Here is a 14,725-nt window from a genome sequence, read left to right as displayed (position 1 = left end):
AAAATGTAGTAATAACCACAACATTTTCGCAAAATATAGATTCCGAGTGGTGGTCGGTCGGAGCCATCAGTAGGATAGGCCACCGTTATGGGCCGTATCAAAGGCCCAATTTGCATAGCCGAGCGCTTGTTTGCGCAGGTGAATTTAGGAACCCATATGGACCGCGTGCGAAATTTACTGGAACAGATCCAGAGTCGCCTCGAAGACCTGAACAAGGCAGAACGCAAAGTCGCCGAAGTGATCCTGCTCAACCCACAGCAGGCGACCCGGTTCAGCATCGCCGCCCTCGCCCAGGCCGCGTCGGTCAGTGAGCCGACGGTCAACCGTTTCTGCCGCTCATTCGGTGTCAGCGGCTACCCTGAACTGAAACTGCAACTGGCACAGAGCCTGGCCAGCGGCGCGGCATATGTCAGCCGCGCGGTGGAAGCCGACGACAACCCCGAGGCTTACACCCAGAAGATCTTCGGCAGCGCCATCGCGTCCCTGGACAGCGCCTGCCAGGCACTGGATCCGAACCTGATCAGCCGCGCCGTCGACCTGTTGATCCAGGCCCGGCAGATCCACTTCTTCGGCCTCGGCGCCTCGGCCCCGGTGGCACTGGATGCGCAGCACAAGTTCTTCCGCTTCAACCTGGCAGTGACCGCCCATGCCGATGTGCTGATGCAACGCATGATTGCCTCGGTGGCCCACACCGGTGAGTTGTTCGTGATCATCTCCTACACCGGCCGTACCCGCGAATTGGTGGAAGTGGCACGCATCGCCCGGGAAAACGGCGCTTCGGTGCTGGGGCTGACGGCCGAAGGTTCGCCGCTGGCCAAGGCCAGTACCTTGAGCCTGAACATTCCGTTGCCGGAAGACACCGACATTTACATGCCGATGACCTCGCGGATCATTCAGCTGACCGTGCTCGATGTGCTCGCCACCGGCATGACCTTGCGCCGAGGCGTGGATTTCCAGCCGCATTTGCGCAAGATCAAGGAAAGCCTGAATGCCAGTCGGTATCCGATTGGGGATGAATTTAACTAGCGCTTAAAAGATCGCAGCCTCGCTTCGCTCGACAGCTCCTACAGGTGTACGCCAACCCTTTGTAGGAGCTGTCGAGCGAAGCGAGGCTGCGATCTGTTGATCTTTCTCACGCCCCAACCCGCGCCTGCAAACTCAAATGCGCCCGCTCCCCCGGCGCCAGGCACAGGCTGTCGGTGCCGCCGCTGGCCGCTTCCACACAGACGAACTCGGAAATCTCGTTCCAGCTCACGCCCAGCAATGGCCGCGAGCCGGGATGCCAGACCACCGTGTCTGCATGATCACCGGTGTCGATGCACAGTTCGCGCTGCCAGGCGTGGTCCTTGAGCTGCAATTCGCCGTCATGCTGGAACACGCGCTGACACCCACCGTCGACCCGCAACTCGCCTTCCTGTTGGCAAGCCTGGCGGTTCAACTGATCGTAACCTTGCGCTCCTTCGAGCCCAGACAGCGCTACCTCACCGACATCACCAATACGCCAATAGGCGTGCAACGCCTGACTCAACTGGCACGGCATGTCGTCCTGATGCTCGGTGCTCAAGTGCAAATCCATGCGTTCGCCCAGGTGCGCATGCAAGTCCACTTGCCAGTCGCACAGCTGTAACTGCCAGTGCAGGCGCACGCCATCGTCGTCACTGCTGCTGTCGAGCAATTTCCAGTCAAGCAGGCGCGCCCAGCCATGGGACGGCCAGGCGTTTTCGCTTGGGTGGCGGCCATACCACGGCCAGCACACCGGCACACCGCCGCGAATCGCACCGACGTGCGGCCATTTCGCCGCGCACCACAACCAGGGTTTCTGACCCTTTGGCTGGAAGTGCAGCAACTGCGCGCCCTGACGACTGAACACCGCCTGACACAGCGGATGGTCGATCACCAGCACGTCGCGCATCTGATAGCGCTCCCACGCAAACACCGGACGTTCGCGCAAGGATTTGAAGAAGCGTTGTAGCGGATGCTCAAGCATGTGCCACGGTCCTGAAAATCATCTGTCACCCGAGGGCGTGCCATCCCCCAAAAAAAAGCGGACAGCCATGGCCGTCCGCAAAAATGCGCACATTGAGAGGAGCTTATCGCAACAGCGTTAGAACACCGACTGAATTTTCAGGCCGGCGACCAGCGCGTTATCAACTTCATCCACACCACCCGGGTGAGTGATGTATTGCAAGTTAGGACGCACCGTCAGCCAGTTGGTAACGTGGAAACCGTAGTTGATCTCGTAGTTGTACTCGGTGCTGCGCAGTGGCGCGAACAGTGGATCGTTGTAGTCGGTGACACCATTGGCGGCGTTGACCAACTCGGAGTTTTTCTTCACGTCATCGTTGACATGGATACGGGAGAAACCGATCCCGACGTCGTCTTTTGGACGCGCATCGAACGGGCCCTTGTAAACAAACATCAGCGACTGGTAGTTGTCGACGAAGTTGGTGTCCTTGTCGTGGAAGGTGGCGTTGGCCGCGATGTTCAGACCGCGCGAAGCATCACCGTTATGGGTGGTCAGTTGTTGCTGCGCCACGAACCAGTAACCGTGCTTGCTGTCATGGCTGCGATAGGCGTTGCCGGTGGTCGCTGCATCGTTGCCGTTGTCGTCTTTACGGACGTCATTGGCGTCGGCCGTGCTCTTGTAGTAACCGACACGGTATTCGCCCGGCAGGTTGTTGACCTTCGGCGACCAGACCAATTCAACCGGCAAGACGGTGCCCTTGGTACCGCTGCCGCTGAGCTTGAAGCCGTTACCGTGCTCAAGTTGCGATGGGTTCTGGTTGTACGCGCCGATCTGCGCATAGAACTCAGGCGTGATGTTGTACTTCACGCGAATCGCTGCCTGCATGACCGGCCAGTTGTACCAGATACCGGTCGCCCAGTTACCCGCCTGGGAACCGCAGAATGCCAGGTTCTGGAACTCGCAAGGGAAGGTGTTGAAGTCTTCGCCCTCGCCGAAGTAACCGGCCTTGACGTCCAGTTTCCCGTCGAGGAACTGGTGCTTGATCCACAGCTGGGTCAGACGGACCATGTGGCCACGGCCGTAGACTTCCTGGGAGGAGCTCAAGGTGCCGGCACGCGGGTCGCCGACACGGTCATTGGAGATGTTCTGACCGTTACGGTTGGTGAGCTGGATCTTGGCCTGGGTGTTATCCCAGCCCCACAGTTTTTGCAGGTCCAGCGCCACGCCCAGACCAAACTGGTCCGCGTAACGCGCTGTCTTGTCGTCGTTGTAGCCGCCGTGCAGGTTGGCGCCCACTTCACCGACGTAGTCGGCCTTGATGTCGATACCTTGCTCGATCAGCTTGGTCCGCTCACCACCCCAGTCCCCCGTCATCCACTGGGAATCGGCACTGAACGCGTCAGCCGCGTGTGCGCTACCGGCCAGCATCATCGCCGCAACCGCTGTCAATTGGCAGATCAGCTGAGCGTTGTTCTTCTTCTTCATCCCTACATCCTCGTTTTATTGTTATTAACTGTTTTTATCTAACGCGGTTTACATCGATTGCGACGGATGTCTCCATCCGCCACTAATCCCCCCTGTGAGAGCGGGCTTGCTCGCTCCCACATTTGATCTTCAGCGGCCTTTGAACTGGGCCACGTTGGCGCTGTGAGCTTCGGTTTTTGGCAGGCCGGCAACGCCCAGACGCTCACCGGTCTTGGCATCGAACAGCAGCACTTTCGATGGATCGAATTGCAGCGTCAGGGTCTCGCCCGGGGCCGGTGCGACGTCCGGTGCCAGACGGCAGCAGACCTTGGTGTCGTTGAGATTGACGAATACCAGGGTGTCGGGACCGGTCGGTTCGGTGACCTGCACTTCGGCGCGGATGGTCGGCAGGCCGTTGGCTTCGCCGTTCGCGAGCACGATTTGCTCCGGGCGCATGCCGAGGATCACTTCGCGGTCTTCGAGCCCGGCGTCCTGCATGCCCAGCGGCAATTCGCAGCGCGCCTGACCACTGTCGAGCAACGCCAACAGACGGCCGTCCTTGCGCTGCAAACGCAGGGGAATGAAGTTCATCGGCGGCGAACCGATGAAGCTCGCCACGAACAAGTTGGCCGGGTTGTTGTAGATGTCTTTCGGCGTACCGAACTGCTGGATGATCCCGTCCTTCATCACCGCCACTTTGTCGCCCAGGGTCATCGCTTCGATCTGGTCGTGGGTCACGTAGACCGTGGTGGTTTTCAGGCGCTGGTGCATCAGTTTCATTTCGGTGCGCATCTCGACCCGCAGCTTGGCGTCGAGGTTGGACAGCGGTTCGTCGAACAGGTAGATCTTCGGCCGACGCGCCAACGCCCGGCCCATGGCCACGCGCTGTTGCTGACCACCGGAGAGCTGACCCGGCTTGCGGTTGAGCAGGTGTTCGATTTGCAGCAGCTTGGCCACGCGAGCGACTTCCGCGTCGATGTCGGCGGCGGGCATCTTGCGGATCTTCAAACCGAACGCGATGTTTTCGCGCACGCTCATGGTCGGGTACAGCGCGTAGGACTGGAACACCATGGCGATGTCGCGGTCTTTGGGGCTCATGCCGCTGACGTCCTGATCACCGATCATGATCGCGCCGCCGGTGATGGTCTCAAGGCCGGCGATGCAATTCATCAGGGTCGATTTACCGCAACCCGAAGGACCTACAAGAATCAGGAATTCACCGTCCTTGATCGACAGCTCAATGTTCTTGAGAGTGTCCGGCAGGCCGGGGCCATAGGTTTTGTTTACATTGCGAAGTTCGAGCGTAGCCATGATTACCCCTTGACTGCGCCGGCCGTCAGCCCGCGCACGAAATACTTACCTGCGACCACATAGACCAGCAGGGTCGGCAGCCCGGCGATCATTGCCGCCGCCATATCAACGTTGTATTCCTTGGCCCCGGTACTGGTGTTGACCAAGTTGTTCAACGCCACCGTAATGGGTTGCGAGTCACCGCTTGAGAACACCACGCCGAACAGGAAGTCGTTCCAGATCTGGGTGAACTGCCAGATCAGGCAGACCATGATGATCGGGGTGGACATCGGCAGGATGATCAAGCGGAAGATGGTGAAGAACCCCGCGCCATCGAGCCGCGCCGCCTTCACCAGCGCATCGGGAACGCTGACGTAGTAGTTACGGAAAAACAGCGTGGTGAACGCCAGGCCGTAGACCACGTGCACGAACACCAGGCCTGTCGTTGTGCTGGCCAGGCCCATCTTGCCGAGGGTGAACGAGGCCGGCAGCAGGACCGTCTGGAATGGCAGGAAGCAACCGAACAGCAGCAGGCCGAAGAACAACTGCGACCCGCGAAAGCGCCACATCGACAGCACATAGCCGTTCAACGCACCGATGGCCGTGGAGATCATTACCGCCGGAACGGTGATCTTGATCGAGTTCCAGAAGTACCCGTCAACCGTGCCCCAGGCCTTGATCCAGCCAATACCGCTGACCACGGTCGGCCAGCTCAGCAGGTTGCCGGAGTTGATGTCTTCCGGCGTCTTGAAACTGGTCAACAGCATGACCACCAGTGGTATCAGGTACAGCAATACCGCAAGGAGCAGCACGCCATAGATCGCGATGCGACTCAGGCTGATGGCAGGTTTGGCAGCGAAACTAGTCATGACGTTTGGCCCTCAGCTCGGAGTACAGGTAAGGCACGATGATCGCGAGAATCGCACCGAGCATCAGAATCGCACTGGCCGAGCCCATGCCCATCTGGCCGCGACTGAAGGTGAAGGAATACATGAACATCGCAGGCAGATCGGAGGAATAACCCGGGCCACCGGCGGTCATTGCCGCTACCAGGTCGAAACTCTTGATAGCGATGTGGGCCAGGATCATCACTGCGCTGAAGAACACCGGGCGCAGGCTCGGCAACACCACTTTCAGGTAAATGCGCGGCATGCTCGCGCCATCGATCTGGGCGGCACGGATGATCGATTGATCAACACCACGCAGACCGGCGAGGAACATCGCCATGATAAAGCCCGAGGCTTGCCATACCGCCGCGATCACCAGGCAATACACAACGCGATCCGGATCGATCAACCAGTCCAGGCGAAAGCCTTCCCAGCCCCAGTCACGCAGCAATTTGTCCAGGCCCATGCCCGGGTTGAGCAGCCATTTCCAGGCAGTACCGGTGACGATCATCGAAAGCGCCATCGGGTACAGGTAAATGGTGCGAATGAAACCTTCGCGACGAATGCGCTGATCAAGAAACACCGCCAGCAACACACCGATCACCAGGGTGATACCGATGAACATGCCGCCGAAAAGCGCCAGGTTCTTGCTCGCTACCCACCAACGATCGTTGTCGAACAACCGCTGGTACTGCGCCAGACCTGCCCATTTGTAAGTCGGCAGGAAGGTCGAAGTGGTGAACGACAGGACGAAGGTCCACAGGATATAGCCATAGAACCCCACCAAAACAATGAACATGCTCGGCGCCAACACCAGCTTGGGAAGCCAGCGCTGCAGTGCATCGAACGGCGAGGCCTTGCTGAACACAGCAACAGAACTCATGGGAAGATCCAGTACGAAGAGAAAGGATTACAAGCGCTTTCCCTTGTGGGAGCGGCCTTCTGTGGGAGCTGGCTTGCCTGCGATGGCATCACCTCGGTGCAACTGATAAACCGAGGTGTCTGCATCGCGGGCAAGCCCGGCTCCCACAAAATCCCTCCCACAGGGGGGCGCGGCTAACGGTTACTTGGCCGCTTTAATGGCAGTGCCGAGTTGCTTGGCGGCAGTGGCAGGATCGGCTTTCGGATCGTTGATGAAGTTGGTCACGACATCAAAGAAAGCACCCTGTACCGCCAGCGTGGTCGCCATGTTGTGCGCCATGCTCGGCTGCAAGCCACCGGTCTTGGCGTCCGCCAGGAAGTCTTTGGCAGCCGTCTGGGCGCAGGAGTCGAAACCGTACTTGCCCATGTCGCTCAGCATGTCGTTTCGAACCGGGATCGAGCCCTTGTTGATGCTGAAGACTTTCTGGAAGTTCTCACCCAGCACGACCTTGGCAATGTCCTGCTGAGCTGCAGCAGTGCCCTTGTCTTTCTGCTTGAACACGGCCAGCGAGTCGATGTTGTAGGTGAAGGCCTTGTCGGTGCCCGGGAAGGCTACGCACTCGTAATCCTTGCCGGCGACTTTCTTGGCCGCTGTCCACTCGCTCTTGGCCCAGTCACCCATGATCTGCATGCCGGCCTTGCCGTTGATGACCTTGGCCGCCTCCAGGTTCCAGTCCTGGCCTTTGCCGTCGGCGTCCATGTAGGTCGCGACTTTCTTCAGCTCGGTCAGCGCCTTGACCATGTCAGGACCGGTCAGCGCCGCGTTATCCAGATCGACCAGGGCTTTCTTGTAGCCATCGACGCCCATGACCGACAGGACCACCGCTTCGAACACGGTGCTGTCTTGCCAAGGCTGGCCACCGTGGGCAAGCGCAATGAAGCCCGCAGCCTTGAGCTTGTCACCGGCCGCGTAGAATTCCTGAAGGGTGGTTGGCGCTTTTTCGATGCCGGCTTTCTTGAAGACTTCCGGATTGATCCACAACCAGTTGACGCGGTGAATGTTCACCGGCACGGCCACATAGTTACCGTCGTACTTCACGGTATCGGAGACTTTCTTGTCGAGCAGGCTGTCCCACTTCTCAGCTTTGGCAGCGTCTTTCAAGACGTCGGTATCGAGCAGACCGGTAGACGCCCATTCCTGAATGTCCGGACCTTTGATCTGCGCTACGCCCGGCGGGTTACCGGCAACGGCGCGGCTTTTGAGTACGGTCATGGCAGTGGCACCGCCACCGCCGGCGACTGCGCCGTCTTTCCAGGTGAAACCGTCTTTTTCGACTTGAGCCTTGAGCACATCGACAGCCGCTTTTTCACCACCAGACGTCCACCAGTGAACGACTTCCACCGAACCTTTGGAATCGGCGGCAAGGGCACTGAGCGGGAATGCAGCAACGGGAAGCAGTGAAGCGAGAGAAATGACAGTAGCGAGGCGAGAAATCGCATTCATCTAGTAGTACCTTTCTTGTTGTTATGCATGCAAGTCTGGTGCTTGCGCTGCATAGGATTTTAAACAGGGGATAGCCCTTCGCAGGTAACGAAGGGACGCGCGAATGTCACCACATGGTTACACAGGAATGCTCTGGGACAACTGCCCCAGCGCGGTGGCCATGCTCGGTGCCAACGGCAGGCGCGGGATCAATACGGCTTGCCAGGCGTGATACAGGTCGGGTTTACCGGCCCAGATATCGGCGCTCGGGCGGTTCAGCGGATCGAGCTCGTGATGCCAGCTGCCATCGCAGCGGTCGATGAAATGACTGTCACAGAATTCCCAGAACAGTCGGTACCAGTGCTCGTATTGCTCATCACCGGTGCGTTTTAGCAGCGCACTGGCGGCGGCGCTGGCTTCGCAATGAGTCCAGTGCAAACGATGACGAACCACCGCGCGATTGTCCCAGTCGAGGGTGTAGACGATGCCCGGCGCACCGTCGACGTCCCAGCCGTGACGGCAATTGTGTTCGAAGAGTTTTTGCGCATCGGTGGCCAGCCAGCCCGGCGTGAGCATCCCGGCCTGTACCCGCGCGGCTTCGAGGTGCAGCAACAGCCGCGCCCATTCGAAACCATGACCCGGCGTGGTGCCGTAAGGGCGGAAACCGTCGGCCGGGTTGTCGTGGTTGTAGTCACGCAGCGGCTGCCAGTCGCGGTCGAAATGCTCGACCACCAGGTAATCGTTGGCGGCGGCGTGTTCGTGAATGACACGCTCGACGATGCGCTGCGCGCGAATCAGCCAGCGGTGGTCCTCGGTGACATCGGCCAGGGCGAGGAAAGCTTCGGTGGCGTGCATGTTGCTGTTGGCGCCGCGATAGGCTTCCTCGCAACTGAAGTCGCGGTTGAAGGATTCGCGCAGGGCACCCTCCTCCTCGCTCCAGAAATGGCTGTCGATGATGTGGATCGCATCGTCGAGCAAGGCTTGCGCACCGGGACGCTGGGCAACCACCGCAGAACTCGCGGCCAACGCCACGAAGGCATGCAGATAAGCGGCTTTGCCGGTATTGCCGTCGCGGTGTTCGGGCGTGGCGAACCAGCCACCGTGTTCGGCGTCACGCAGCGGCCCGCTGAGGGCTTTGATGCCGTGATCCACCAGCTCGGCGAACCCCGGCAAACCCTGGATGTGGGCCATGGCGAAGCTGTGGGTCATGCGCGCGGTGTTCATGGTTTCGGCTTGCGCGTTGACCGCCAGGCGTCCCTTTTCATCAAGGTTGCCGAAACCGTCGGGAAGCTTTGAAGCCCTGGCAAATGCCAACAGGCGCAGGCCTTCGGCGGCGAGCCATTGCTGATGGGCAGGCGCGTTCAGCCAACTGCTGAAGGCGGGTTGGAAGGTGTCCATGCGGTACCTTTTTTGTTGTTATGACTGGGACCAGTCTAAACAACGGTCGGTGGCGGGCAGGTAACGAAGGGGGCGGCTTTTGTCACCGAGCTGTGACATTCACCCTGATTTTGAAGTGAGTGGTTACTTGTGGCGAGGGAGCTTGCTCCCGTTGGGGCGCGGAGCGGCCCTGAAAGAGGGACTGCTGCGCAGTCCAACGGGAGCAAGCTCCCTCACCACAGGGGCAGTGTCAATCCATTGGTCGCGGCAACTGCAACGTCACGCGCAACCCGCCTTCACGCAGGTTTTGCAGGCTGACTTCACCGCCATGGCTATGGGCGATGTTGCGCGCAATCCCCAGCCCCAAGCCATAACCCTGTTGCTGCCCGGCCAGGCGGAAGTGCGGCTCGAACACTTGCTCCAGCCGCTGTTCGGGCACACCCGGACCTTCGTCGTCGACATGCAGGACGAACGCGCTCTCGTCGTCATCGATGTGCAGATGCGCGTTCTGCCCGTACTTCAAGGCATTGTCGATCAGGTTGCCGATGCAGCGCTTGAGCGCCAGTGGCTTGCCGGGATACGGCGCCAGCGCCCGCCCCTGCTGAGTCACGCGGCCGTTGCCGTTAGGCGCCAGATACGGTTCCACCAGGCAGTCGAGCACATGATTGAGGTCCACCGGCTCGATGTTTTCGTGGATGTCGGTGTCTTTCACGCATTGCAGCGCGCCTTTGACCAGCAACTCCAGCTCATCCAGATCACGTCCGAACTTGGCTTGCAGCTTTTCGTCTTCAAGCAATTCGACCCGCAGTCGCAGCCGAGTGATCGGTGTGCGCAAGTCATGGGAAATCGCGCTGAACAACTGGCTGCGCTCGGTCAGGTAACGGCTGATGCGTTCACGCATTGCATTGAACGCGCGACCGACTTCCACCACTTCACTGCCGCCGCCCTGAGCGACCGGTTCGACGTCAGCGCCCAAGGACATGTCCCGCGCCGCCCGCGCCAATCGCTTGAGCGGCCGGCTCTGCCAATGCACCAGCAGGCCGATGAACAGCAGCAAGAAGCCGCTGGTGAGTACGATGAACCAGACTTGCTGTGCCGGCAGGCCTTGCTCTTCAAGACTGGTGTAGGGTTCGGGCAACAACGAGGCGATGTACAGCCATTCCCCCGGCGCCATCTGGATTTGCGTGACCAGCACCGGTGGGTTCACTGGCTCCAGGGTCAACGCGTAGTGCGCCCAGGAGCGTGGCAACTCATCGAGTTTCAGCCCGCTATTGAAGATCCGCAGGTCTTCGGGGCTGACGAACGTCACCGAAATATCCGCGTCCTGGCCCAGCGACTGGCGCAGCACCTCGTCCACCGCTTTGAGCACCGCTTCTTTGCGCGGCGTGATCGGCAGCACTTCCATGCCCAAGGGTTTGTCGTTGAGGGTCACCACGAACCGGGTGCCGCCCATGCTGCGCAACTGGTCGAGTACCAGCGGCCTGAACGCCACCGGCAACGAGCGGAAATAACTGACACTGGCCGTCATCGAATGGGCCAGACTGCGGGCGCTGGTGACCAGCCCTTCAAGTTGCGTGGCGCGCAGTTGCGAAACCCAGATCACGCTCGACAGTGTCTGGGCAAACAGCACCGCCAACAGGGTCAGCAGCAACATGCGCCCGAGCAGCGAACGCGGCACCGGCACGCGCCCGGCGAGCTTGCGCAGGAACTCAGTGGCCATTGCCGGCAACCACGTTGGCCGCTAGTTGGTAGCCGCTGCCCCGCACGGTCCGAATCAGCCGCGGCGGTTTTTCGGTGTCGCGCAGGCGCTGGCGCAAACGGCTGACCGCCATGTCGACGATGCGATCGAGCGGCATCAGGTCACGGCCACGGGTGGCGTTGCCGATGGTGTCGCGGTCGAGGATTTCCTGGGGGTGATCGAGGAACAGTTTCAGCAGGGCGAAATCGGCGCCGGAGAGAATCACTTCCTCGCCGTCGGTGTGGAACAGCCGATGGCTGACCATGTCCAGCCGCCAGTCGTCGAAGGCCAGCACTTCACCGCCGGACCGCTCCTGACCGAACTGCGCACGACGCAACAGGGCTTTGATGCGCGCCTGCAATTCACGGGGGCTGAAGGGTTTGCCGAGGTAGTCGTCGGCGCCCAGTTCCAGGCCGATGACACGATCGGCCTCGTCGGAGCTGGCGGTGAGCATGATGATCGGCACGTGAGCCTGGCGCGGGTGCTGGCGGATCCAGCGGCAGAGGCTGAAACCGTCTTCGTCCGGCAGCATCACGTCGAGGATCACCAGATCGCTCGGCGCCTCGTTCAGCGCCTGACGAAAGCCTGCGCCATCGGGCGTGGTACGAACCTGGAAACCGGCACGGGTCAGGTAGGTGTCCAGCAACTCGCGTATCTCTTGATCGTCATCGACCAACAAAATCGACTTGTTGACTGAGCTCACGGCGGCATCCTTGTTGTTTGTGTTGGGGAGGATTATGCCTTACGGAAATCTGATGACGTGCGCGGATTTGTGGCGAGGGGGCTTGCCCCCGTTGGATCGCGTAGCGGTCCTTTTTTACGACTGCTTCGCAGCCGAACGGGGCGGTGCGGCGTTCCGACAAGCCCCCTCGCCACAGGTCTCAGGCCTGTTCCAGCGCCACACCCGCGCCCACCAGGCCGGAATACGGCGCTGTCACCAGCCACACCGGAATGCCTTTGAAGTAATCGCTCATGCAGCCCTTGTCGGCGAAGCACCGGGCGAAACCGCTTTCGATGAAGAAATCGGCAAACCGTGGAATCACCCCGCCAACGATGTACACGCCACCCCGTGCGCCTGTGGTCAGCACGTTGTTGCCGGCCACGCGACCGAGCCAGCAGCAGAACTGCTCGAGCACTTCCAGGGCAATCGGATCGCCCGCCAACCCGGCCGCCGTGATCGCCTCAGGCGTGTCGAGCACAGGCGTGTGGCCGTCCACGGCGCAAATCGCCCGGTAGACTCGCGGTAAACCACTACCGCTCAACGCCGTTTCAGCGCTGACATGGCCGATCTCGTTGTAGATGTGTTGCCACAGCTGGGTTTCCCGCGGGCTGCTCAGCGGCAGATCGACGTGACCACCCTCCCCCGGCAACGCGGCAAAACGGCCCTCGCCCAGATCGAGCAACGTGCCTACGCCCAAGCCTGTACCCGGACCGATTACCACTGCTGGCCGCAACGGTTCCGGCGTGCCTTCGCAGACCACCCGGAACTCGCCCGGCTGCAAGCGGGTCATGCCCAGGGCCATGGCCGAGAAATCGTTGACCAGCAGCAGTTGATCCACCTGCAAGGTCTTGCAGAAACCCTTGCGACTGAGCCGCCAGTGATTGTTGGTGAATTTGAATTCATCACCGCTCACAGGGCCCGCCACCGACAGACACACCGAACCGATCGAACCCGGCGCCAGGCCGAGCCCGTTCAGGTACAGCGCAATCGCTTCTTCCGGGGTGGCGTGGTCTGCCGTTGCCAGCACCTGGACTGATTCCAGTTGCTGGTTTTTCCACAACGCGAAACGTGCGTTGGTCCCACCGATGTCACCGACCAAAGCCAGTTTCAATTAAGCGTCTCCAGGGCAGAAGTAAAGGCGCTGGCGCCTTGCTCTGCGGAGCTGAAGGCCATGCGCATGAAACCAAACAGTTCGCGACCGGTGCCGATGTTGTTGCCCAACAGGCCTTTGGCCGGCTCGCGCGCTGCAAATTCTTCGGCGTCCACCTTAAGCTCCAGGGTGCCTTTGACGCCATCGACGCGGATGATATCGCCCTCACGCACCCGTGCCAAAGCGCCGCCCACATAAGCTTCGGGGCTGACATGGATCGCCGCCGGGATTTTCCCCGAGGCGCCGGACATGCGCCCGTCAGTCACCAACGCGACTTTGAAACCGCGGTCCTGCAACACGCCGAGGAACGGCGTCATTTTGTGCAGTTCCGGCATGCCGTTGGAGCGCGGGCCCTGGAAGCGCATTACCGCGACAAAATCCTTCTCCAGCAGACCGGCCTTGAACGCATCGGCCAGGTCCTGTTGATCCTGGAACACCATGGCCGGGGCTTCGACGACCTGGTTTTCCAGAGCAACCGCCGAGACCTTCATCACACCACGGCCGAGGTTGCCTTCCATCACGCGCAAACCGCCTTCTGGCGAGAATGCACGAGCCACTGGGCGCAGGATGTTTTCGTCGAGGCTTTCGATCGGGCCTTCGCGCCAGACCAGCTCGCCGTTTTCGAGGAACGGTTCCTGGGTGTAGCGGCTCAGGCCGTGGCCGAGCACGGTGTTGACGTTTTCGTGGAGCAGGCCGGCTTCCAGCAGTTCGCGGATCAGGAACGACATGCCGCCCGCTGCCTGGAAGTGGTTGATGTCAGCTTTGCCGTTCGGGTACACGTGGCTCAGGGTCGGCACCACCTCGGAGAGGTCGGCCATGTCCTGCCAGGTCAACTGAATGCCCGCGGCCATGGCGATGGCCGGCATGTGCAAGGTGTGGTTGGTCGAGCCGCCGGTGGCGTGCAGGGCCACGATGGAGTTGACCAGCGAACGCTCGTCGACGATTTCGCCGATCGGCAGGAAGTTGCCATTCTGCTTGGTCAGGCGAGTGACCTGATGCGCCGCTTCGCGGGTCAGCGCATCGCGCAACGGGGTGTTCGGGTTGACGAACGAGGCGCCCGGCAAGTGCAGGCCCATGACTTCCATCAGCAACTGGTTGGTGTTGGCGGTGCCGTAGAACGTGCAGGTGCCAGGGCTGTGGTAGGACTTCATCTCCGATTCCAGCAGCTCTTCGCGGGTCGCCTTGCCTTCGGCGTAGCGCTGACGCACATCGGCTTTCTGCTTGTTGGAGATGCCCGACACCATCGGCCCGCCCGGCACGAAAATCATCGGCAGATGACCGAAGCGCAACGCGCCCATCATCAGGCCCGGCACGATCTTGTCGCAGATGCCGAGCATCAGCGCGCCGTCGAACATGTTGTGAGACAGCGCCACGGCGGTGGACAACGCGATCACTTCACGGCTCGGCAGGCTCAGTTCCATGCCTGGCTCGCCCTGGGTCACGCCATCGCACATGGCCGGGGTGCCGCCGGCGAACTGGCCGACGGAGCCGATTTCGCGCAAGGCTTTTTTGATCTGTTCAGGAAAGACTTCGTACGGCTGGTGCGCCGAGAGCATGTCGTTATATGACGAAACAATTGCGATGTTGGCGGAGTTCATCATCCGCAAGCTGTGCTTGTCGTCGCTGCCACACCCGGCCACGCCGTGGGCAAAGTTGGCGCATTGCAGCTTGCCGCGCATCGGGCCGTCGCTGGCCGCGCCGCGGATCAATGCAAGGTAAGCCTCACGCGTGGCGCGGCTGCGGGCGATAAGCCGTTCGGTGACCTCAAGGACGCGGGGATGCATGTGT

General features: G+C 60.7%; 12 protein-coding genes. 1 reads left to right on the top strand and 11 read right to left on the bottom strand.

Translation table 11 applies throughout. The features are described 5' to 3' along the window. The first annotated feature begins 165 nt into the window (after positions 1 to 165). The gene (locus tag ACEN9A_RS05760; RefSeq protein ID WP_172901244.1) at positions 166 to 1,026 is read left to right on the top strand and encodes a MurR/RpiR family transcriptional regulator; all 861 of its coding nucleotides are present in this window, start codon (positions 166 to 168) and stop codon (positions 1,024 to 1,026) included. Between the two features lie 106 nt (positions 1,027 to 1,132). On the opposite strand, the gene ACEN9A_RS05755 is transcribed toward ACEN9A_RS05760, so the two are convergent. The 11 genes from ACEN9A_RS05755 to edd all read right to left on the bottom strand — a co-directional run bounded on the left by ACEN9A_RS05755 (position 1,133) and on the right by edd (position 14,721). Beyond that, positions 1,133 to 1,987, bottom strand: a complete 855-nt coding sequence (locus ACEN9A_RS05755) for a D-hexose-6-phosphate mutarotase (RefSeq protein ID WP_258672613.1) — start codon at positions 1,985 to 1,987, stop codon at positions 1,133 to 1,135. A gap of 117 nt (positions 1,988 to 2,104) precedes the next feature. After that, a complete protein-coding gene (locus tag ACEN9A_RS05750) occupies positions 2,105 to 3,451 on the bottom strand; it encodes a carbohydrate porin (protein ID WP_019651703.1) in 1,347 nt (448 codons plus the stop codon). Between the two features lie 129 nt (positions 3,452 to 3,580). Further along, positions 3,581 to 4,741, bottom strand: a complete 1,161-nt coding sequence (locus ACEN9A_RS05745; RefSeq protein ID WP_018926468.1) for an ABC transporter ATP-binding protein — start codon at positions 4,739 to 4,741, stop codon at positions 3,581 to 3,583. A 2-nt stretch (positions 4,742 to 4,743) separates the two neighbouring features. Continuing rightward, positions 4,744 to 5,589 (bottom strand): carbohydrate ABC transporter permease, encoded by an 846-nt coding sequence (locus ACEN9A_RS05740; protein ID WP_019581464.1) that lies wholly within the window; start codon positions 5,587 to 5,589, stop codon positions 4,744 to 4,746. After that, positions 5,582 to 6,490 carry a carbohydrate ABC transporter permease gene (locus ACEN9A_RS05735; RefSeq protein WP_018926470.1) on the bottom strand — a complete coding sequence of 303 codons (909 nt, stop codon included), beginning with the start codon at positions 6,488 to 6,490 and terminating at the stop codon, positions 5,582 to 5,584. The genes ACEN9A_RS05740 and ACEN9A_RS05735 overlap by 8 nt, the downstream gene beginning before the upstream one ends. Before the next feature lie 180 nt (positions 6,491 to 6,670). Then, on the bottom strand, positions 6,671 to 7,972 hold the full coding sequence (locus tag ACEN9A_RS05730) for an ABC transporter substrate-binding protein (protein WP_018926471.1): 1,302 nt from the start codon (positions 7,970 to 7,972) through the stop codon (positions 6,671 to 6,673). 117 nt (positions 7,973 to 8,089) lie between these two features. Beyond that, positions 8,090 to 9,349, bottom strand: coding sequence for a D-mannose isomerase (locus tag ACEN9A_RS05725; RefSeq protein ID WP_258672611.1), 1,260 nt, complete (start codon positions 9,347 to 9,349; stop codon positions 8,090 to 8,092). Between the two features lie 229 nt (positions 9,350 to 9,578). Next, positions 9,579 to 11,048, bottom strand: a complete 1,470-nt coding sequence (locus ACEN9A_RS05720; protein WP_258672610.1) for an ATP-binding protein — start codon at positions 11,046 to 11,048, stop codon at positions 9,579 to 9,581. Beyond that, the gene (locus tag ACEN9A_RS05715; protein ID WP_007934711.1) at positions 11,038 to 11,769 is read right to left on the bottom strand and encodes a response regulator; all 732 of its coding nucleotides are present in this window, start codon (positions 11,767 to 11,769) and stop codon (positions 11,038 to 11,040) included. Before ACEN9A_RS05715 ends, ACEN9A_RS05720 begins: the two co-directional genes overlap by 11 nt. Positions 11,770 to 11,947: 178 nt before the next feature. Continuing rightward, on the bottom strand, positions 11,948 to 12,898 hold the full coding sequence (locus tag ACEN9A_RS05710) for a glucokinase (RefSeq protein WP_258672608.1): 951 nt from the start codon (positions 12,896 to 12,898) through the stop codon (positions 11,948 to 11,950). Continuing rightward, complete coding sequence (edd, locus tag ACEN9A_RS05705; protein ID WP_019651699.1) at positions 12,895 to 14,721, bottom strand: phosphogluconate dehydratase; 1,827 nt, start codon at positions 14,719 to 14,721, stop codon at positions 12,895 to 12,897. Before edd ends, ACEN9A_RS05710 begins: the two co-directional genes overlap by 4 nt. Positions 14,722 to 14,725: the final 4 nt, after the last annotated feature.

Source organism: Pseudomonas sp. Pseusp18, assembly GCF_059506005.1.
Note: the sequence above shows the minus strand (reverse complement) of the source record. Positions and strands in the feature narration are given on the sequence as shown.

Excerpts from the sequence above, each read along its gene's own strand:
- ACEN9A_RS05755 (WP_258672613.1), bottom strand. The coding sequence starts at position 1,987 with ATGCTTGAGCATCCGCTACAACGCTTCTTCAAATCCTTGCGCGAACGT.
- ACEN9A_RS05750 (WP_019651703.1), bottom strand. The coding sequence starts at position 3,451 with ATGAAGAAGAAGAACAACGCTCAGCTGATCTGCCAATTGACAGCGGTT.
- ACEN9A_RS05745 (WP_018926468.1), bottom strand. The coding sequence starts at position 4,741 with ATGGCTACGCTCGAACTTCGCAATGTAAACAAAACCTATGGCCCCGGC.
- ACEN9A_RS05740 (WP_019581464.1), bottom strand. The coding sequence starts at position 5,589 with ATGACTAGTTTCGCTGCCAAACCTGCCATCAGCCTGAGTCGCATCGCG.
- ACEN9A_RS05735 (WP_018926470.1), bottom strand. The coding sequence starts at position 6,490 with ATGAGTTCTGTTGCTGTGTTCAGCAAGGCCTCGCCGTTCGATGCACTG.
- ACEN9A_RS05730 (WP_018926471.1), bottom strand. The coding sequence starts at position 7,972 with ATGAATGCGATTTCTCGCCTCGCTACTGTCATTTCTCTCGCTTCACTG.
- ACEN9A_RS05725 (WP_258672611.1), bottom strand. The coding sequence starts at position 9,349 with ATGGACACCTTCCAACCCGCCTTCAGCAGTTGGCTGAACGCGCCTGCC.
- ACEN9A_RS05720 (WP_258672610.1), bottom strand. The coding sequence starts at position 11,048 with ATGGCCACTGAGTTCCTGCGCAAGCTCGCCGGGCGCGTGCCGGTGCCG.
- edd (WP_019651699.1), bottom strand. The coding sequence starts at position 14,721 with ATGCATCCCCGCGTCCTTGAGGTCACCGAACGGCTTATCGCCCGCAGC.